This window comes from Geobacillus sp. CAMR5420 (assembly GCF_000691465.1).
Classification (GTDB): Bacteria; Bacillota; Bacilli; order Bacillales; family Anoxybacillaceae; genus Geobacillus; species Geobacillus thermoleovorans.
Window position 1 is genome coordinate 1 of the sequence record NZ_JHUS01000068.1, and the last position, 20,442, is coordinate 20,442.

Genomic DNA, 20,442 nt, shown 5'->3' on the forward strand with positions numbered 1-20,442 from the left:
TGGATAATCAACACGCCTGACTTTGACGAGATCTATGTATGGAAACAGTGGAAGATAAGAGCCATCTAACACAAAATCATCGAGCGCGATCGTGTATCCACGGGACTTCAACTTACGGCACACAGACAAAAGCCAGTTTGACATCGAGATCGTCTCCAAAATTTCCACCACGATCGCAGCAGGCGGAAACTGCAAGGGCACTTCATATTTCAACAAATTCTCTGTAAAATTAACAAAACATGGCTTTCCATTGGTCAACTTCTCAATCCCAATGTTCATAAAACTGTTAATCAGCACTTCCAAGGTAGCTTGGTCCTCATTCAACCCATCATAAAAATTGCCCTTACCGCTTCGGTAAAACAGCTCGTACCCCACCACATTCCGTTCAACATCGAATATCGGCTGCCTCGCCACGTATATCTCCATAGCTGCCCATCCCTCTCCCTACCGCAATTGATGGAGACGAAACTATTCGTTCCCTTAGTTCCACCATTAAAGCCAGCGCGGACTTGTCTCTCTTTTTATTGTACCATTTTTCCCTTTTTTCGGAATTAGGAGGACAGTACTAATTCAAACCAAAATCAGATTGTCTCGATTTTTAACGTCCTTAAAACAATGAGGCTCCTTGATGTTTTTCTGACAGTTAAGGAGGAGAGTATGATGATCGCTTTTATTCATCAATCTGCCCTCCGACTTTCACATTGCAACTCATCAAGGTGACCATCATATCCTCAGCCGATCAGCAAGGGGAAAACACATTCGGAATGCAAAAAAGAGGGTCCAGGGTGGACCCTCTTTCCGCCAACATCACTTAACTGTAATTGTCGTTCCAACTTGAATCGGATTTTGAAGGGTGCTTTGATCTTTAACAGCAGCGTTGTTCACGACTTTTACTTTCAAAGCAGACAGCAAGTTAACATCAAGCGTTGCATCACCAACCGCTCTGGTCGTTCCCGTTTGAACGAGAATATCTCCGGAATCAAACGCATTATTTCCGTTTACATCCAAGTACAAGCGGTTATCTGCAGTAGTTGCTTCATTATTGTCAGCACCTTTATCTACTTTTGCTTTAAAGGTGACGACATATTTGCCAGCGTCAGTTCCAGTACCATTGTCAAATTGAACGATGTTAGCGTTGTACGTAGTTGCGACTTCTACACCATTGATGACAAACTGGAAGTCAGAAGGCGTACTAGCTCCCACTTGATTTACAGATTCCGAGAATCCAAGGACGAGTAATCCATTGCTGGAAATAGTTGCTGTTTTCAATTCAGGCGAAACATCGTCTTTCAAACGCACGTTTGCCACTTTCGGATCAGCGATGTTTCCAGCCTTGTCTTTAATGTTATTAATATTCAATGCATACGTGTCGTCTTTCGTGATCGATTTCGCCGGAATATTGAGCGTAACAGTAATGTTTGTTGCTGCACTGCTTGAGCTTCCGCCGTTATGCGCAATCGTTACATAACTTCCAGACGGCAACGGCTTGCCGTTTAACAAGTAGTTGTTGACATCTTGAACTGTGGCCAAATCCAAGCCGACGTTGTCCGTCATCGTCAGCGAGATTGTCGTGCCGGACGTTTGGTTTGTTGCAGCTACAGCCGATACAGATGTTTCATTCACCACTGGCTTGGAGCTGTCCGACGAAGCGCCGACCGTAAAGGTTGTAACAGCTGCTGCGTTCCGGTTTTCCTGCGTGGACAAGTCTTTTACTACATCATTGCCGACACGCAATGTATACGTCCCAGCGCTCAAAGAGCTGTTAAGCGGAATAATGACTTCTGTGTTATCACCATTGTTTACTGCAGCACCGCCAGCATTCAAACGGCTCGTGAAATCTTCGCCTCCAGCTGTGATCAATCTGAAGTCGGAGCCAATTTTCGCTACGTCCTCATTGAATTTCAAAACAATGGCACCGTTCGTATACGTATTGCCTGCATATTGGCCGCCAGCAGCAACATAAGAAGCACCAGCCACTGTTGGACGAGCAGTATCTTTTGTCAAGGTGATGCTGTGCGTTGTAGCGGATTTCGCGTTACCGTTAACATCTTTGATACCGTTCCCAAGCACGAGAGTACCAGAGAACACCCCGCTGTCGTTAAACGGAACTGCGCTTCCCAACGCTAAGCGAACCGTTTTGCCTGCCGTGCCCGATTTAATAGTCGCCGTGATCACTCCACCTTGTGGATTGCCGTTCAAATCGAGCACCCGTGTATAACCTGCGAATGTCGATGCGTCCATCGCTTTGTCGAATGTCACTTCAATGAGGTTGTCACGGACAACTTTGACATCCTGCACAGTCGGCGCCACTGCATCACTGGATACAGTAAACGATTTCGTCGTCGGATTCGGCTGTAAGAAATTGTTTGCGTAATCTTTAAAATTGAGCAATGTCAAGTCATATGTTTTTCCAGCTTCAAGCGCCTGAGCTGTTGTCAAAATCACTTCGTTTACATTTGAACCTGGTTGAACTGAAGCAGCTTGGCCGCCCACATAGGCAATTGCCCCGTTAGTTTGAACCGGCTCGCTAAATACAAGCGTCACTCTTGTCGTTGTAGATTTCGCAGTAGCTTTCACATCTTTCAATGTCGGCGCCACTGTATCTTTCACAACTAAATTAGTCGAGTATGAATCTAACGTTTTGCCATATTTATCTTTCAAATTCTCGACGATAAACTTGAACGGAGCATCATTGGCAACGCTGAACTGTGAAATGATTCCATTAGTTGTTGTAATCGTTACAGTTTTACCATCATCAGATATCGAAATGTCAGCAGAGCCATCCAACGTTGCAAGTGCTGTAGCGCTGCTATCAGAGCTTTTTTGAACTTTATAGTTGTTTTTATTGCTTGCTGTTGAAGTGTCGACTGCTTTATTCAGTTTAATTTCAATTTGTTTAGCATTTACGACGGCCACGCTCTCAACTTTGAAAGGAAGCGCCGCTTCATACGCCGCATTGGCGTCTTGTGCTGCTTTTTGCAGTTCAGCTTTGAACGCATCGGTTACTTTCGATACATATTGGTTGACTTGGTCAAGCGCGGCTTTCGCTTTGTCCAAGTTGCCGGCTTTGACGGCGTCTTGCGCTTCACGCGCTTTCATGGCAACAGTGATGTCGTAGATCAAGCTGTCGCGCAGTTTTTGCGCTTCGGCTTTGAATTGCGAGCGAAGCAGTTCGCGCGTCGTTTGGCCGTAGACGCGATCCAGGATGACCGTGCGCGTTCTGAGCTCGTACGAAATTTTGTGGTAGAGCTCTTCTGCCTTTTTCAAGTCTTTTGCTTCGACAGCTTTCGCCAGATCTTGACGCAGACCGTCAAGCTTGACTGCGTAGTTGTAAGCGTCGATGTACGTAGCCACGCGCGCTTCGCCCGATTTCGGGTTGGCTTTGAATACATACGTTTCGTATGTAGCTTGCAAATCAGCCAAATACGCGTCTTTTTTCGCGCCGCCGGCTTTGTTCACGACAGCAACCGCGTTTGCATACGCTTGTTTCGCTTTGTTGTAGGCGGCATATACGTCGCTGATGTTCGGGAGTTTGCCCGTTTCCGTTACCGTGTGGCTGTACGTATAGTACGCTTGCTTCATTTGCGCTTTCGCTTGGCTGACGACCGTCGCAACGTCCGTGGCTGCTTGGGAAGCATGCGGGTTGGCTGCGACGAAAGCGCTCGCTGCTACAGCGCTGGCTGTGGCGAGTTTGACTGCTTTCTTTTTGTCCATAAAGCCCAAAATCCCCCTTCGTTTTTATGAAACTTTAAGACAATGATCCTAAACGGCTGCCGTTTAGTAGATTCATTGCCTAAAAGGTGCTAACATCAACCAATATCATCCTTGACGGCTAGATGCTGGGCTGATTAGAAAGCCTAGCATCTGTTGCTAGCACTTGAGCATAATTCCTCAATGCTCCACGTCTCCTATAATAATACATTTTTCTTCTAAATTCTAGTCCTAAATACAAATTTTTTAGAGAATATGCCTTTGAAATTATTGCCATCGATGGCGACATTGATATGAATATGCCTGTAACAGAAATTTAGAACGATATTTTGGCAGTTTGATGGTTTTGGTTGGCAAATATTTTGCGCAAAAACATCAATCGTTTTTCTTCACCGTGACGTCCATCGGTTGGCCAAGCGTCATTTTGACGACGTCATAGCGGTCATTCAAGTACAAATCGAGAAAGCGGAACTGTCCTGCGAATTGTTCCGGGCTGTTCGTGATGGAAAATTGCAGCTGCATTGCGTAATCGCCGCTGTTGGCGAGCTGTTCGGCGATTTTTTCGATCTCTTCCTTCGGCACGTTGTACGCTTTTAAGTAAGAGATCGAGTCGGCGATCGCTTCGGCGTTGTCGTTGAAATAAATGGAGAGTGTCACCGCGGCGCCGTCGATGCGGCCTTCAAGCGGCAATGACATATTTTGGCCGTATAAATACCAGCCGAACAGACGATTTCCTTTTTGCCGCTCAATGACGAACGGGACGGATTCATTTCCTGCCTGAAGAATGTATTGCCCTTTCAATGAGCGGGCGACAAGGGCGAGAAGTTCGTCTTTGGTGAACGGCACGTATTGGATGGCATCCCCTTGTTTGGCATACAGTCCGCCGCCTAGGCTGTAATAGACGGCGCCGCCTGCCCGTTTTTGGCTGTAGGCGCGATACTCGCGCCCTTGTTTCGCCGTCATGGCGGACTGCCATGCTGCTCCGTTCAAGCGGTATAGGGGCGTGTCGCGCAAAATGACGACTTTGCCGATCATGCCTTGTTTCCATTGGACTTGCCCCCATTGGACGGCGGCGTCAACCGTTTGCCCATTTCCTCCGAGGGCGATGGCGGCGGCGAGGCAGATGGCGGCTGCCATTTGGAATGCATGTTTCATCTTCGTTTTCCTCCTCATTTTGGTCATCGGTGTCGTTCTATATAGATGCAATTTGAAGCTTTACCATTTGCAGCTTTTAGCGGGCGTTTGATCGACTGTCGGGCGACCGAACAACGCCGCTTCACAGACACATATATGAGTCTGTGAAGCAGGCGGTTGTTCGGTCCTCCGTCACGCCAAGGCGTGACGGAGAAGCCTGTGGCTTGCCTGCGACAGTCGAAAAGGGATAAACCGCTTTTCCGTCAAGGATATGGTAAACTTCTTCGTTGCATCTATATAGCATGCTAAAAGAACCGCTTCGCCCCCAAGTACCGCTGTTTCCAATACGGTTGGTCGAGGCGGCTCGTCGTCACGCCGGTCGAAGCGCCGCTATGAATGAACTGGCCGTTGCCGATATAGATGCCGGCGTGCGACGGGCTATTCGTGGTCGTGGCGAAAAAGACGATGTCGCCGACTTCCGGGGCGGAAACCGATGCGCCTGCATTCCACATCAAGGCGACGGTGCGCGGCACGGCGATGCCTTGTTGCTGGAAAAGGTAAAAAATGAACCCGCTGCAGTCAAATCCCTCTTCCGGCGTCTCGCCGCCCCAAACGTACGGGACGCCGAGCAGCTCAGCCGCATCGGCGACGAGTTCGATGACGTCCAGCTTCGCCGCAGGGGCTTGTCCGATCAGGCGCTCGTATGTTTCGCCGTCCACAACGCCGGTTGCGGGGAGTTGGGCCGCTTGTTGAAAACGGCGGACGGCATCGGCGGTGGCGGTGCCGTAGTAGCCGGTGATGTCCGTCCAGAAGTAGCCGAGCTCTTTGAGCTTCGTCTGAATGCGCTTGACGTCGTCGCCGAGCGCGCCGATTGAGAGGCGAACCGCTTGACGCTCGCGTTCGATCGGTGCAGGGGAGGTCGTTTTCGCTTTTACTGCGCTCGCGAGGCGGGCAACGGTTTGGTTGTCGACCGCGCCGGTCACTGGCAGGCCGTTGTCGCGTTGAAAGCGGCGGATGGCGTCGGCGGTCAGCACCCCATAGTAGCCGGTGATGTCCGAATAGGTAAAGTAGCCGAGTTGTTTAAGCTGCTGCTGCAGCTTGCGGACGTCGTCGCCGCGATCACCGATTGTCAACACGTCAGACGACTCCACTGGCTGGCTTGTTGCTTTTTGCTTCAGCCGTTCAAGCGTCCCACGATCCGCCCGGCCGGTGGCGGGAAGCCCGTTCGCCCGTTGAAACTGCTTCACCGCATCGGCGGTCACCGCGCCATAGTAGCCGGTGATTTGCGGATAGCGAAAATAGCCGAGCTGTTTCAGCCGGCGTTGCAAATCGCGGACGGCCGCGCCGCGGGAACCGATGGCGAGCGTGTCGTTTGACGCAGGCGCGCTTTTGAGCTTCGCGTAGGTGGCGTCATCGACGATGCCGGTGGCTGGCAAGTTCATCGCCCGTTGGAACGCCTTGACCGCTTCTTCGGTAATGGCGCCAAAGTAGCCGGTCGCTTGCGGATACGTGAAAAAGCCTTTTTCTTTCAAGCGCTGCTGGAGCTGTTTGATTTCAGGAGAACTCATGCCTTTTTTCCATTCCGCCGCTTGGCTCTCGTCCGGCGCGAGAAAAAAGGCAGAAGCCATGGCAGCGGCGAAAACAACGTGATTCGGTTTCACGGATGCGCCCTCTCCCTTCGCCGTCTGTTTCGTTTTTCATCTTTCATCGAGGCCTCATGCGGGATAGTTCCTCAGGCCGGCTTGACATCCCGCAGCCAAAAATAGTAATGTTCTATATTTTCAGTATAACGGACGAAAGCCATGAAAGGAAACGATTTTTTTTATTGGAAGAAGGAAGAAGTTTATGCGCCGGAACGGGGCATGCTTCGCTTCGGAGGCGACGGATACGTGAACAAATACGACACGCATCGATCGTCGACAAGGTAAATCGACTGCAGCACTTCATAAATGAGCTGTTTTTCCATCGCCAGCCATTCATCTGCGCGGATCGGGATGTATTTTTGCCTCGGTTCGTTCCATTCATAAAGGGCGACGGTAAACTTTTTTTGGCGAAGATCGAGCTTGACGATAAACATGTAAAGCTGGCTCGTGCATTTAAATACAAAATAGAGCTGGGCTTCCTTTGAGCAGGTGATCGTGCGGAACAGCGCCTCGCCTTCCGATGCAAAACGCATCCGTCCACCTTCGTTTTTCAGCGAGCGCAGCGAATCGGTGAAACTGGCCGGGGCGATCGTTTTCAGCCGCACGGAAAACGGATTTTTCATTTCCTTAATATAGATGTGGTACATTTTTTGGGCGTGTTTCTCCCCGTTTCGTTCACAAATGACAAAATCGGCAAGATAGATGTTCACCTTGACCCCCTCTTTTTGGTTCGTAATTTACCATTTTTAACTAATTGTACTATGTCCTTCCTGGACAAAAAAGATGCCGAACGACGAAATCACGGACAAATCCGTTCTGATTTAGAAACAAAGATAGAAATGAGCGAAAAAGGAACAACCATTGACTCCATGCTTTTCTATCTTTAAAGAGTAATGATGAAAAGCGTGGTGACGAACGATGACAAACTTGGGGGAGACGCTCAAACAACTGCGAAAACAACGGCGCTGGACACAGGAACAGCTGGCCGAGCAGCTGAACGTGTCGCGTTCGCAAATCAGCAAATGGGAAAACGGCAGCTTGCTTCCGGATGTGCAGTCGCTTGAGAAGCTCTGCCAGTTGTTTGACGTCAGCGCCGATTTTTTGCTTGGCGGCGAAACGCGCCAGCGCGAGCTGTTGCGCGAAGTGACGGACATGTACGGAACGGCGGACGTGCACGAAACGGTGCTCGCGGCGTTGGACTACTTGCTTCATAACCGGGAGATGAGCGAAGCGGTGTACGCGCTCGCGAAGCTGCCGGATAAAAAGCGAAAACATGTCGAAACGATGATCATGACAATCGTAAAAGAGTGCTCCGAGCTCATGTAGCTCCCCACGTTGAAAAAAGCGCTAACAACGACGTGCTAGCGCCATCCGTTGGGGAGTGTTTGGGGACACGTTCTTTCTCTTGGGGATTCGCTTTGAAAGGCATGGATGGGGAAACGACTATACGTGCTCCGGCCATTCTGGTTTCTTTCCGGAGTGGAGAAATTGGACGGACTCCGCGACGACTTCGGTGACATAGACGCGTTGACCGTCTTTTTTATCGTAGCGGCGCGTTTGGATTCTCCCCGTCACCGCCACCATCGATCCTTTTCGGCAATAATTGGCGGTATGTTCCGCTGTTTTCCGCCATAAAACGCATGGAACGAAATCGGCGTCAATCCCCCCTTCCGCGTTGCGGAAATTTCTCGCCACCGCCAGCGTGACAGTCGCGACGGCAGCCCCTTCGGCCGTGTAGCGAAGCTCGGGATCTTTCGTCAATCGGCCGACCAACACGACTTGGTTGATCATGTGTTGGCGCATCCCCCCTTTCCTCCACCGCACCTTTATGATAACGAATCTCGTTTTGGGTCGTAAAATCGCGATTTTTGCATTTTTTGGCGCACTCTATGGATACAATTCAGCGAAAAAGGCGAAATCTTCGTCGACAATGGCGGGGCAAAATGGCGTTTTTGCCATCCGACGGAAAATATGCAGATCGTTTTTCAGCAGGAGGGGCGGCATCCCGTTTTTCTTCCCTCGTCCGCCTGTGCTATAATCTTGGATAAGACAACAGTAACGAGGTGGACGAGATGAAAACGTTCAAGCTTGTCGGGCTCTCGGTCATCGACGACGACATGCACCGCCAAGACATCCCGTTTATTGACGGGTTGATCATCAACAAAGAAGACGGGCAAAACCGCTGGCTCGTGGAGGCGTATTTGGATGACGACTATGAGCCAATGTTTGTGAGCTTGCAGCGGCGTCCAGAGTTTCAACTGCAAGTGACGATCACCCACACGAGCAACGACCCGGCCAACATGCTCGTCGCCGTCCGTTCGATCACGAAAATGAACGGCCACATTAGCGTCTTGATGGAAGGGCTGATGATCCCGCGGCGCACCCATTTGGCGGAAGTCGTGCTGGCCGGCCTTGTCAAGAAAGGGCTGCAAGGCGAGGCGCTGCTTCAAGAGTTTCGCCAGCAAATGCATGAGCGAATCGATGCCAAGGCGCCGCAGGAACGGAAAAGGTAAAAGGCTGGAGAGCGCACTTTCCAGCCTTTTTGTTTGCCTTCCTGCAGGCAAGTGGATCATCCTCTTGGAAACGCCAGGGCATCAACCCGAACCGGGCGGGCGGTGACGATGCAGCGTTTCGGAGCGCGGCCGATGAGGCGAAACGGGTAGCACGTCGTCACCGTCAGCGTCGGGCGCGCTTTCTCGACCAAAACGGTCCGGTCGTTGTCATCGACGATGCGAATGTTGACGATGCGGTAATGGATGGCGGCGCGATCCGTCCGAATGATAAGCGCATCGCCGATCTCAAGCTCGCCAAAGCGGCGGAACACAGTATCGCGGTGCCCGGATAGCACGACATGCCCTTTTTCCCCTGGCCAATCGCTCGCCGGATAATGGCCGACGCCTCGGCGCAATTCTTGTTCACGAACGCCTTCATACACCGGAATCGCCGCCCCGAGCTTCGGAATGGCAAGTTCGCCAAGGTAGACGCCAAGCGGCACGTCTTTTTGCGCCGAACGTTCCGCTGGAAGGCTTGCGGCCGGCGGTGAGGAAGGCGCAGGGGCATCCCGCTTGACCGCCATCCGACCGACGGTGTACCAATAGCCGTTCCAACCGGCTGTCGCCGCCCCGATGACGATCGCCCAAAGCGCCGCCCATTGGGCGGCCCGGCGCTTCCACGAAACCCGCGCGGGCTTGCCGTTCACGTTCCTTCACCCTTTCAGCCGCCCGACCCGCCGGTAAAGAAAGAACCCGGCGGAAGCGAGCATCAGTCCGGCCAACGTATAGGTCAAATACGGCGACGCCGTCTCCGGCAGTTTTTCCCCATACATCTTTCCTTTCATCTCTACAGCGAGCAGCCCGGCGTCAATGCCTTTCTCCCCCGCGCGGACGATGTAGCCTGATGTGAGCATCTCCCGCGTTATGGCGATATCGGCGACCTCCTCGCCTTGGCGGTTGTACAATCGAACGTGGATCGGCTCCGCTCCGGCCGTCTTGATGTCCGGCACGTCCGCCTCAAGTTCAAGCAAGCGAAGCCCCTCTTCCCACATCGCCCGCAGTTTGTGGCGCTCTTCATCCGTCCACGGCCCTTCCGTCTCCGCAAACGGGCGCAGCCGCTCGCGAAGCACCAAAAGCCGCTCTGCTACCTGCGGGTCGTCAAGCGAGGCGATATGGCGGGTGAAGGCGCGCACTTCTTGTTCCGTCATCCCGAGCACCCCAAGCAAGTCGTTGATTTGCTGCATGGCGGCGTTGTGCTGCGAGTAAAAACGGATGGCCCGGTCCAAGTCTTCGACAAATGTGTAGTCTTGCACCGTTTCGCCAAACTGGCCAAGCAGCGCCTCGAGCTCCTCGACCGTCAGCCCGTGCCGGCGCAGAACGGCATGAAGCCGCTCGTCGGTGATGGGCGTGCCAAGCCATTGTTTCAGTTCATCCATGGTGCGAAAATCGGCGGCTGTCAAGCCGTATCGATCTAAATAGTCCAACAAGTCGCTCACCGTCCAGCCGACACTCTCAGCGTACTGCTCAAGCTCGCTTCGGCTGATGGCCGCCGCCCCAGCCGGAAACGAAGCGAAAACGGCGACAAGCACGGCCATTCCTAGCCATTGCCGCATTCGTTCTTCCTCCCTTCCGCTTTCTTTGACGTACATTGGTAGTATTTTCCGAACATGCCGCTCTTATGTACGCCAACCAGCGAAAAAAGAAGAAAGCTCGGCCTAGAGCGCTTGAACGTTCTCCCACCTACGCAAACGCTTAGAGATGGGAGATTCTCGGGGACACCTGCCATAAGGCAGACTGCCAGCCAGACCATCCCCGTCTGTCCCTGTGACTTGGCTGTTCCAACGAAGTCCTTCTTTCAAGATATTTTGAGCGGCGTTGGGGGACATCCATGATGGAAGACGCTGATTCATTCCCCCCTTCGGCTGATCGCGTGAAAGCGGGGGCTTCTCGGTACATAAGAACAGGCGCCCGAGTTTCGGACGCCTGTTTCGCGTTAGGAAAGGTGGCTTACGGTTGCCTGTTGGAAGTAGGCGTTGTACAAGGCGCGAACCGCCTCGTTGACGACTTCTTCTTTGACGCCGAACATCATGCTCACTTCGGACGAACCTTGGTTGATCATCTCCAAGTTGATGTTGGCGTTGGCGAGCGCAGTCGTGGCTTTCGCCGCCATCCCGATCGTTTTTTCCATTCCTTCGCCGACGACCATAATGAGCGCCAAGCCGTACTCAATCGTCACCTCATCGACGGCAAGCTCCTCGCGGATGCGGGCGAGGATGCGCTCATCTTTTCCATCCACGAGTTGATCTGCCCGCAAAATGATCGACATGTTGTCGATGCCGGACGGCGTATGTTCGTAGGAGATGCCTTCGTCTTCTAAAATTTGCAGCACACGCCGGCCAAAGCCAATCTCACGGTTCATTAAGTATTTGCTGATGTTGATGCTGCAAAAGCCAGTGTCGCTTGCAATGCCGGCGACCGGTTCGTCGATATGGTTGCGCTTGGCGACGATCCACGTGCCTGGAGCGGCCGGGTTGTTTGTGTTTTTTACGCAAACGGGGATGCCGGCGCGATAGACCGGCTCAAGCGCCTCGTCATGAAAGACGGAAAATCCGGAATACGACAGTTCACGCATCTCGCGGTACGTGATTTCTTTCAGCTTGCGGGCATCGGCGACGATCGACGGGTTGACGCAATAAATCGAATCGACGTCGGTAAAGTTTTCGTACACGTCCGCTTTGACGCCCGCGGCGACGATCGAGCCCGTAATATCCGACCCGCCGCGCGGGAACGTGACGATATGGCCCGATCGGGAATAGCCGAAAAATCCCGGGATGACCAAAACGCCGCGACGTTCGCGCAGCTGCTTCAGTTTGTCGTACGACTCCGGCAACACTTGGGCGTTGCCCGGCTCATCGGTGACGATAATGCCGGCTTCAAGCGGGCTGACGTAGCTCGCCTCAAGCCCGCAATCTTGCAGATAGAGCGCCATGAGCCTTGCGTTATGGTCTTCGCCGCTCGCTTTAATGGCGTCAAACAACCGAGGCGGCTCGCTTCGATAGGCGCTGATTTTCGACTGCAAGTCATCGACAAGCTCGGCCAAAAAGCCGTCGGCTTCCAGCCCCAGCTCATTGGCAATGTCAGCATACCGCTTCACGATCGCTTCCATTGTTTCCTCATGCGGCTCGCCAGCCACAATTTGTTCGGCCAGCTGGATGAGCATATCGGTCACTTTCACATCGTCTTTGTACCGTTTCCCCGGCGCCGACACGACGACGATGCGGCGCTCGATATCCGAGCTGATGATATCAGCCACTTTGCGGAATTGTGCAGCGCTCGCCACCGAACTTCCACCGAATTTGGCTACTTTCATCGTTCATGACCCTTTCTGTCGAAAGTCTCTATAATTGTTTATCATATCACATTTTTCCGCCCATGGAACTATTCATTTTTTAGAAATTTCCGCGAACGTCCCAAAACGCCGCCATCGCCGGCCATGACTCTCTTCAAAACAGATGGCGCCGTGCTTCGTCAATGGAAAGACGGTGCTGCAACAGCCCCCCCCCCGCCTTGACAAACGGATGATGGTTCAGCACAGCGCCGTTTTTCCATCGTTCCTCCTCGATTTTTTCCGAAAACGGCCGCTCTGCCTCACGTTTGCGCCACATTGCCGCGGCGGACGTTGGCGATTCCTTCTTTGCAGACGCCGTACGGCAGCCACGAGCAGTCGCGGCATAACTCGTCCAAATCATCCGGCTTGACCCGTTCCGCCGTCCGCCGAATCAGTTCGGACTTCCAATACACGTTGCCTGGCTCCAAGCCTAAATGGCGAATGACGTTTCCGTCAAGTGAACGGACGTGGGCATCGGAATTTGGGCCGGCTTCACACGTTGTCTCCCCATGATGCGGGCAGGCGAGGCACGCCTCATCGAGCGCCGCGACGACTTCAATCGAGAAATCGTCGTGTTCATCGCGAATGCGGGCCACGATCTCCCACATTTTTTCCACGAACGACGGGCTGTAGCCCATGCCGCGAAACCCGTGCACACAAAGCAAATGATGGCCGCGCAAACGAACCGGTTTCATCTTTATCTCCCCCTTCCTTTTTTCCGGATGACCTTTGACCAACCGAACCGTGTCGAAGTGAACATTTGGAGATGGGAGTGTCTGTTGGCAGTACTTGGCTTCCACACACAACAGACAGACCTACGCTCGATGTTTGACGGTTGCAACGTTTCCTGCAACCAACTCCATCCATCGAGCAGCCGTTATTGGAGTGCCTTTATTGAACGGTTTTCTCCACGTCTTTATTCTATCATACACAAAAGAAAGGGGGAACGCGCATTCCTCTCCCACTTACTCCCTTTGGTCGTTGAAGTGGGAGTCTCCTGCGCGAAATAGAGATGAAACGATGGATCCCAATCTTCGCTCAAACCGCCGTTTTCCTCCGTCAATTCGGAAACATAACGGATCTGCTTTATCCAGACAGCCGTCATGATACAATGAGAAAGGGAACGATGTTGCTGGGAAAGGACTGGCTGATCATGACGAAAGAAGAATTGGCACGCTCGCTTTCCGTCTTGCTTCATGAGCTGACGAAATCATGGCGGAAAGAAAAAATTCATTCTGATGTGCTCGAAATCATTATGAAGCTGCGCATTCAAACCGATGACGACGAGCAATACGTTGCCGATCTGCTCAACAACATCGCGTTTGCGAGCGAATCGGCCCATGCGCTCAAGCAAATTTGGGGCTATATGCTGCGCGAGCAAACCTTTCTATCGCCACAGACGATCGAGGCGATGCTCACGGACGCCCAGCGCAAGATCCAGCGCCGGCTGTCCGAGATGACAGCCCGCTATGAGCGTCCGTTTTTGTCCATCGATGACCCGCTCGAGCGGAAACGCCAGCTTGAGCGCTCCTACGGCGCGCTTCTTTTGTTCAACCGGATCGCCACCGACTTTTTGCTTGAGTTCGTCCGCGAAGAAAACGAAACGGCCGCCAGCACCTTTTTTGCAGCTGACCCGAACGAGGCGATCGAAGTGTTCCACCATCTTTGCAGCGTCTACGCAAGCCGCTGGCTGGAAGGCTTGGAAGTCGATTGATGGCCGAACCGTCGATTCAAGTCCTTGAAGCCAACCAAGGGCGCCCCAAACGCAGCGGGGCGCCTCTTCTCATCACCATCTATACGGCTGCATGGACATTTTCGACTTGACAGTATTGTCCAGTCATGATATTGTATTCATTGGAAAGAATTTTTATAATATTCTTTCCTCTGTAAGCGAATACAAAAAAACTCAAATGGAGGAGGAATCGGGGATGATCTACGCACAACCAGGCCAGCCAGGCGCGCTTGTCACATTTAAAAAGCGCTACGAAAACTTCATTGGCGGCAAATGGGTTCCACCGGTCGATGGAGAGTATTTTGAAAATATTTCCCCTGTGACAGGGCAAGCTTACTGCGAAGTGCCGCGCTCCCGAGCAGCTGATATCGAACTTGCGTTGGATGCTGCTCATGCTGCAAAAGATGCATGGGGCCGTACTTCCCCTGCTGAACGCGCGCGAATCCTCAACAAAATTGCTGACCGTATGGAAGAAAACTTGGAAATGCTCGCTGTTGCAGAAACATGGGAAAACGGCAAGCCGATTCGCGAAACGTTGAATGCCGACATTCCGCTTGCGATCGACCATTTCCGCTATTTCGCCGGTTGCATCCGTGCGGAAGAAGGCACTTTATCCGAAATCGATCACGATACGGTCGCCTATCACTTTAAAGAGCCTCTTGGGGTTGTCGGACAAATCATCCCTTGGAACTTCCCGCTTTTAATGGCAGCATGGAAACTCGCTCCAGCGTTAGCAGCTGGAAACTGCGTTGTCTTAAAACCTGCAGAGCAAACACCGACATCGATCCTTGTTTTAATGGAGTTAATTCAAGACATCCTTCCTCCAGGTGTTGTCAACGTTGTGAACGGATTCGGAGTGGAAGCTGGAAAACCGCTTGCTTCAAGCAGCCGCATCGCTAAAATTGCTTTCACTGGCGAAACGACAACAGGACGTCTAATCATGCAATACGCATCGCAAAACATTATTCCAGTCACATTGGAGCTTGGAGGAAAATCGCCAAACATCTTCTTCGAAGACGTGGCGGCAAAAGATGATGAATTTTTCGATAAAGCGATCGAAGGCTTTACGTTGTTCGCTTTAAACCAAGGAGAAATATGTACATGCCCTTCCCGCGCTCTCATTCATGAATCCATTTACGACAAATTTATGGAGCGCGCGTTAGAGCGTGTGAAACAAATTAAACAAGGCAATCCGCTCGATACAGAAACGATGATCGGCGCACAAGCATCTTCGGAACAATTAGAAAAAATATTATCGTACATTGATATCGGCAAACAGGAAGGCGCCGAATTGCTTGCCGGCGGAGAACGGAATATCCTAGAAGGCGACTTAAAAGACGGATATTACGTAAAACCGACCGTCTTTAAAGGCCACAATAAAATGCGCATTTTCCAAGAAGAAATTTTCGGACCAGTCGTTGCAGTCACTACATTTAAAGACATGGACGAAGCATTAGAGATCGCCAATGACACATTGTATGGCTTAGGTGCAGGCGTATGGACGCGCGACATTAATACCGCTTATCGCGTCGGTCGCGGCATTCAAGCAGGACGCGTCTGGACAAACTGCTACCACATGTATCCTGCACACGCAGCATTCGGAGGCTATAAACAATCCGGATTCGGCCGCGAAACACATAAAATGATGCTTGAACATTATCAACAAACGAAAAACTTGCTTGTCAGCTATTCACCGAAAAAACTAGGACTCTTCTAATTTTTAGGCAGCGTGTCATTCACGCTGCCTTTCCTGCCATCCATCTTTTTTATTTTAGGAGGGAGATTGCGATGAGTAATCAGCCAAAAGTAATCGCGACAGAGGCCGCTTTGGAGCTGATTGAAAAGTTAAAAGCAAAACACGGACCGTTAATGTTTCATCAATCCGGCGGGTGTTGCGATGGAAGTTCACCGATGTGCTACCCGCAAGGCGAGCTGATCGTCGGCGATTCCGATGTATTGCTTGGCGAAATCGGCGGCTGTCCGTTTTACATTTCGAAAGCGCAATACGAATATTGGAAACATACGCAGCTCATTATCGACGTCGTTCCGGGGCGCGGCGGCATGTTTTCACTGGAAGGCCCGGAAGGCGTCCGCTTTCTCACCCGCTCGCGCGTCTTCGGCCAAAGCGAGGATGCAGGTGCGCCGTAAGCCGCCCATTGCGGGACGCCGCTGTGAACCCGCCATGTGCGATGCATGAATCGCTTGGCCAATGAAAAGCACGGAGCTCGACCGCTCCCCTTCGCCCCCGTTCCCAGATGCTTTATCCCCTTCGGAGCGGTTTGTTCGTCGCGGCAAAAAAACGGCGGCCCGCCTTCTCGCTGAAAAGGCGCGGTCCGCCATTTCCTTTTCTTCACTCGGTCTCTTTTGCCTGCTTCAACTGCTTCATCGCCTCAGCCCGATCGGACAAGGCGATCCGTTTCAAGCCGAACACTAAAAGCAAGCCCACCGCAATAAACACGAGCCCGAACCAAAAGACCGCCTGCAGGGAATCGACAAGCGACTGCTTCAGCACCGGCACGAACATGTCGCGCAGCAGCGCTGGAATCTTGGCCATCGCTTCCGGACTGAGCAGAACGGAATACAGCCCTTGCGGATCATCATGGATCATGCCGGCAAAGCGGTCGACAAGCCCTTTCGCTTGCGCCGGCAGCGCTTCGAGCTTTGGCATGAGCCGCTCGTCAAGCAAGGCGCTCGACCGGTGGTTCATGATGGCGCCAAGCACCGTCATCCCAAACGTCCCGCCGATCGAGCGGAAAAATTGGCTTGAAGACGTCACGACGCCAAGCTCCGATTTTGGAAAGCTTTCTTGCAGGGCGAGCGTCAAAATCGGCATCACGAGCCCTGTGCCAAGACCGAGAATGATCATATACATCGTCGCCGTCCATTTCGACGTCTCGACATCCATCGTGCCAAGCAGCCCGAATGCGGACGCCATAACGGCCATGCCGATGATCAGCTGCGGCTTCACCCCGATCCGGTATACCAGTCGACCGCCAAGGACGCTGCCGATGATCATCGTGATCATCATCGGCGTCATAATCGTCCCGGATTGGGTGGCGCTCACACCGACAATGCCTTGCATAAAAAACGGCACAAACATAATCGCGCCAAACATGCCGACGCTCATGAAAAAGCCGATGCCATTGAGCAGCGTAAACGTCCGATTGCGGAACAACCGAAGCGGAATGATCGGCTCCTCCGCCCGTTTTTCCGCCCAAACAAACAAAGCGAAAAAGACAACCGCGGCCGCAAACAGCGAAACGATTTGCCACGACCCCCACGGATATCGGTCGCCGCCAAACGTCAACCCCAACAGCAAGCTGACGACGCCCGCCGTCAACGTCGCCATCCCGGCGATGTCAAATTTCACTGGCCCTTCGGCTTTATATTTGCTTATCCCCATCGCAATCAGCACCGTGGCGAGAATGCCGACCGGCAAGTTGATGTAAAACACCCAGCGCCAGTTCAAATGGTCGACGATAAAGCCGCCGATTTGCGGGCCCAGCACTGAAGCGAGACCGTACAAACCGCCGAACACCCCTTGCCATTTCGCCCGCTCCTTGCCGGTGAACACGTCACCGATGACAATCATCGCCATCGGCATCATAATCCCCCCGCCCAGTCCTTGAATGCCGCGGTAAACGATGAGCTCTGTCATATCGTTCGCCATGCCGCAAAGCGCTGAACCAGCCATAAAAATGACCAACCCGCTCACATAGACAATCCGACGGCCCAATAAGTCGGCGAGCTTGCCGGCGATCGGCACGACCGTCGTTGACGTGAGCATGTACGCTGTCGTCAGCCACGTCATAATCCCCAATCCGTGAAGCTCCCCGACGATGCGCGGCATGGCCGTTCCGACAATCGTCCCGTCCAACGCTGCAAAGAGCATCGCAATGATCAGTCCAGCGATGAGCAACGGGCGATGACGAATGGTGCTCGCTGGCACGGTTATCGCTTTTTCCATGGTCCTCTCTCCCATCCATTGAGTCGTTGATACGCTTCCATTTCTTGGCTCAGTGCGTCCAAAGCCGACGCAAGTCGAGGCGCCTGTTGATGCCGCAAATACAAAAGCAGCGCTTCGACGATATAGGCGCGCGGCGGCTCATTGCGCCCAAGCAGCTCCTCCTCCAGCGCCGCTACGGCTTCAAGCACATCGTTCGCCTGCTTCGGATTGAGCCCGTTGGCGGCCTCCCGGACGGCGGCGAACGCTGAAGCCAGCCGCTCCCGCTGACGCTCGCGCTCACGCTCCTCCAGTTTCATCCATGGCGCAAACGACTCCTCGGTCAAAAGCGGGCGCTCATCAGCCGTGAAGCTGGCGACAATCGCATCAATGCGCCGCACGAGAAAACGAGCCGCCTCGTCCGCGTCAAACGCCTCCTCGCAAAAAAAGAAGTAAAACAAATATTGTCGGATGATGCCGTTGGTCATCATGGCGACATCATACACATACGGACCGACTTCCTCTCCGTACACCTCCGCCAGACGGGTGCAATACCATAAAAAAAGGCGCCCATGCTGGCGGAACATATACCGTTCCACTTCCGGATTGACTTTCGGCAATTGCTCCGACATCATCATACGCAAAAAGTCTTTGTACTCGCGAATGTGAGAAAAATGGGCAGCCAGCTGGCGAGTAAACCGTTCTTTTTCCGTCCCTTCCCCGCCGTCCGCCATGAAATCAGCGACCATTTTTTCGCTGTAGTAGCGGAGCACCGAAAGCAACAACTCCTCCTTTGAGGCGAAATGGTGATAAAACGCTCCTTTGGAAATCCCCCATGCCTCGACCAAATCTTGAATCGACGTCTCATGATACCCTTTTTCGGCAAACAATTTCATTGCCGCCTCAATAAATTGGGCGCGCCGTTCATCCATGGCAACGACTCATTCCTTTCCCATTCGCTGTCATCCATTGCCGATACGACGGCAACACCGCGCGCGGTTTCACGAAATCAACCCGTACGCCGCGCTGTTGCAGCCATTCAACCAACCGTCGAACATCGGTCATTGTCCTCGCCTCCATATCCCATATGACCATTTGGTCAAAACGATTATAAACTACTGTTATAAAGGTATGCAACTCAAAAACGATATTTTTTGACCAAATAGTCATTTTCCCAGACTAAATTTGTTGAACAATCAGTCAACATCCCTGCCTTCAAACAAAAAAACGGCCCCACCGCCTGATTGAAGACGGTGGACGGCCGTTCTTGCTATTCATTTGCCGCCGCTGCGAGCGCCAACGCGCCCGCGATGCCGGCGTTGTCGCCAAGCCCTGGGAGGACGATGTACTCATCGATCTTCTCGAGAATCGCTTCGTGCTGAATATAGCCGCCAAGCAATTCCTGCACATGACGGCGCACAAGCGGCAGCACGTGCGTCTGCTTCATGACGCCCCCGCCCGTGATCACCTTTTTCGGCGATAAAATGAGGATGTAGTTGGCGATCGCTTGGGCAAGATAAAAGGCTTCTAGCTCCCATACTTCATGGCGGTCAGCCAATTCCGCCCCCTTTTTCCCCCAACGCTGCTCAATCGCAGGGCCAGACGCCATGCCTTCCAAGCAGTCGCCATGATACGGGCAAATGCCGGCAAACGCGTCATCCGGATGGCGGCGGACCAATATGTGGCCCATCTCCGGGTGAAGCAGCCCATGCAGCAAGCGGCCTTCGATGATCGCCCCAACGCCGATGCCGGTGCCAACCGTCATGTACAGGCAGCTGTCAAGTCCTCGCGCCGCCCCCCAGCGCTGCTCGCCGAGCGCCGCCGCGTTGACATCCGTGTCAAAGCCGATCGGCACGGGAAAATGCTGCTTCATTGTGCCGACAAAATCAAACTGCGCCCACACCTGTTTCGGCGTGCTCGTAATGTACCCGTACGTTGGACTGTCCGGACGCAAATCGACCGGGCCAAACGACCCGATGCCAATCGCCTCGATGCGGTGCGGACGGAAAAAGTCGATGACGTGCGCCATCGTCTCTTCCGGCGCCGTCGTCGGAAACACCGCTCGTTCATGGATGTTCCCCTGTTCATCGCCGATGGCGCAGACAAATTTCGTGCCTCCAGCTTCAATGGCTCCAAGCATCCTATGCGTCCCCTTCCTTTTTGATCATTCCTTTTTTAGTTTACCTTGAAGCATGACTATTTGGAATCCCTTTCACAGCAAAGTCGCCGCACGCCAAACGGAAGGGGAAAAACGGGTGCCGCATTCTAGCGAACAGATGTCCATCACCGTTTTGCACACAAGATGGAGAAATTTGCAAAAAGGCGATTGACACATCATCTGTTGCGTGATACGATATCGAAAAACCAAGTATTCCTATATGAATTATAGAGGAGTGTGT

At 52.7% G+C, this 20,442-nt stretch carries 19 protein-coding genes and 1 pseudogene; 5 read left to right on the forward strand and 15 right to left on the reverse strand.

Annotated elements, in window-relative coordinates:
* The 5 genes and pseudogenes from DI44_RS01150 to DI44_RS01130 form a co-directional block, all read right to left on the reverse strand.
* Positions 1-426: pseudogene (locus DI44_RS01150) on the reverse strand (EAL domain-containing protein); the annotation flags it as partial.
* 381 nt (positions 427-807) lie between these two features.
* Positions 808-3,714 carry an Ig-like domain-containing protein gene (locus DI44_RS01145; protein ID WP_033026394.1) on the reverse strand — a complete coding sequence of 969 codons (2,907 nt, stop codon included), beginning with the start codon at positions 3,712-3,714 and terminating at the stop codon, positions 808-810.
* 372 nt (positions 3,715-4,086) lie between these two features.
* Positions 4,087-4,866, reverse strand: coding sequence for a hypothetical protein (locus tag DI44_RS01140; RefSeq protein WP_015375897.1), 780 nt, complete (start codon positions 4,864-4,866; stop codon positions 4,087-4,089).
* A gap of 284 nt (positions 4,867-5,150) precedes the next feature.
* The gene (locus tag DI44_RS01135; RefSeq protein WP_033026397.1) at positions 5,151-6,506 is read right to left on the reverse strand and encodes a peptidoglycan-binding protein; all 1,356 of its coding nucleotides are present in this window, start codon (positions 6,504-6,506) and stop codon (positions 5,151-5,153) included.
* A 182-nt stretch (positions 6,507-6,688) separates the two neighbouring features.
* Positions 6,689-7,198 (reverse strand): hypothetical protein, encoded by a 510-nt coding sequence (locus DI44_RS01130; RefSeq protein ID WP_011232659.1) that lies wholly within the window; start codon positions 7,196-7,198, stop codon positions 6,689-6,691.
* Positions 7,199-7,406: 208 nt separating this feature from the next.
* Here DI44_RS01130 and DI44_RS01125 point away from each other — a divergent pair, with 208 nt between their 5' ends.
* Entirely contained in the window at positions 7,407-7,814 is a 408-nt protein-coding gene (locus DI44_RS01125) for a helix-turn-helix transcriptional regulator (protein WP_033026399.1), read from the forward strand.
* 117 nt (positions 7,815-7,931) lie between these two features.
* Here the strand turns inward: DI44_RS01125 and ssb are convergent, their stop codons facing one another.
* Positions 7,932-8,291, reverse strand: a complete 360-nt coding sequence (gene ssb / locus DI44_RS01120) for a single-stranded DNA-binding protein (RefSeq protein WP_011232661.1) — start codon at positions 8,289-8,291, stop codon at positions 7,932-7,934.
* A gap of 269 nt (positions 8,292-8,560) precedes the next feature.
* Between ssb and DI44_RS01115 the strand changes: the two genes are divergently transcribed.
* Complete coding sequence (locus tag DI44_RS01115; protein ID WP_013146485.1) at positions 8,561-9,001, forward strand: YwpF-like family protein; 441 nt, start codon at positions 8,561-8,563, stop codon at positions 8,999-9,001.
* Between the two features lie 56 nt (positions 9,002-9,057).
* Here the strand turns inward: DI44_RS01115 and DI44_RS01110 are convergent, their stop codons facing one another.
* From DI44_RS01110 to DI44_RS01095, 5 genes are all read right to left on the reverse strand, one after another.
* The gene (locus DI44_RS01110) at positions 9,058-9,687 is read right to left on the reverse strand and encodes a class D sortase (protein ID WP_033026402.1); all 630 of its coding nucleotides are present in this window, start codon (positions 9,685-9,687) and stop codon (positions 9,058-9,060) included.
* A gap of 6 nt (positions 9,688-9,693) precedes the next feature.
* Positions 9,694-10,593: a processed acidic surface protein gene (locus DI44_RS01105; RefSeq protein WP_033026405.1), complete on the reverse strand. Its 900-nt coding sequence runs from the start codon at positions 10,591-10,593 to the stop codon at positions 9,694-9,696.
* A 380-nt stretch (positions 10,594-10,973) separates the two neighbouring features.
* The gene (locus tag DI44_RS01100) at positions 10,974-12,350 is read right to left on the reverse strand and encodes an aspartate kinase (RefSeq protein ID WP_033026408.1); all 1,377 of its coding nucleotides are present in this window, start codon (positions 12,348-12,350) and stop codon (positions 10,974-10,976) included.
* A 133-nt stretch (positions 12,351-12,483) separates the two neighbouring features.
* Positions 12,484-12,645, reverse strand: coding sequence for a hypothetical protein (locus tag DI44_RS19035; protein WP_157832563.1), 162 nt, complete (start codon positions 12,643-12,645; stop codon positions 12,484-12,486).
* Positions 12,629-13,063, reverse strand: coding sequence for a DUF1284 domain-containing protein (locus DI44_RS01095; RefSeq protein WP_033026410.1), 435 nt, complete (start codon positions 13,061-13,063; stop codon positions 12,629-12,631). The genes DI44_RS19035 and DI44_RS01095 overlap by 17 nt, the downstream gene beginning before the upstream one ends.
* Positions 13,064-13,494: 431 nt before the next feature.
* Here DI44_RS01095 and DI44_RS01090 point away from each other — a divergent pair, with 431 nt between their 5' ends.
* The 3 genes from DI44_RS01090 (at position 13,495) to DI44_RS01080 (ending at position 16,248) form a co-directional block, all read left to right on the forward strand.
* The gene (locus DI44_RS01090) at positions 13,495-14,082 is read left to right on the forward strand and encodes a hypothetical protein (RefSeq protein WP_033026411.1); all 588 of its coding nucleotides are present in this window, start codon (positions 13,495-13,497) and stop codon (positions 14,080-14,082) included.
* Between the two features lie 214 nt (positions 14,083-14,296).
* Positions 14,297-15,817 carry an aldehyde dehydrogenase gene (gene adh / locus DI44_RS01085; protein ID WP_033026413.1) on the forward strand — a complete coding sequence of 507 codons (1,521 nt, stop codon included), beginning with the start codon at positions 14,297-14,299 and terminating at the stop codon, positions 15,815-15,817.
* A gap of 71 nt (positions 15,818-15,888) precedes the next feature.
* On the forward strand, positions 15,889-16,248 hold the full coding sequence (locus tag DI44_RS01080) for a DUF779 domain-containing protein (protein ID WP_033026416.1): 360 nt from the start codon (positions 15,889-15,891) through the stop codon (positions 16,246-16,248).
* A gap of 202 nt (positions 16,249-16,450) precedes the next feature.
* On the opposite strand, the gene DI44_RS01075 is transcribed toward DI44_RS01080, so the two are convergent.
* The 4 genes from DI44_RS01075 to DI44_RS01060 all read right to left on the reverse strand — a co-directional run bounded on the left by DI44_RS01075 (position 16,451) and on the right by DI44_RS01060 (position 20,183).
* Positions 16,451-18,067, reverse strand: a complete 1,617-nt coding sequence (locus tag DI44_RS01075) for an MDR family MFS transporter (RefSeq protein ID WP_033026418.1) — start codon at positions 18,065-18,067, stop codon at positions 16,451-16,453.
* Complete coding sequence (locus tag DI44_RS01070) at positions 18,052-18,975, reverse strand: TetR/AcrR family transcriptional regulator (RefSeq protein WP_033026420.1); 924 nt, start codon at positions 18,973-18,975, stop codon at positions 18,052-18,054. The genes DI44_RS01075 and DI44_RS01070 overlap by 16 nt, the downstream gene beginning before the upstream one ends.
* Entirely contained in the window at positions 18,968-19,108 is a 141-nt protein-coding gene (locus DI44_RS19255) for a hypothetical protein (RefSeq protein WP_013146496.1), read from the reverse strand. Before DI44_RS19255 ends, DI44_RS01070 begins: the two co-directional genes overlap by 8 nt.
* Before the next feature lie 205 nt (positions 19,109-19,313).
* The gene (locus DI44_RS01060; RefSeq protein WP_033026423.1) at positions 19,314-20,183 is read right to left on the reverse strand and encodes an ROK family protein; all 870 of its coding nucleotides are present in this window, start codon (positions 20,181-20,183) and stop codon (positions 19,314-19,316) included.
* Positions 20,184-20,442: the final 259 nt, after the last annotated feature.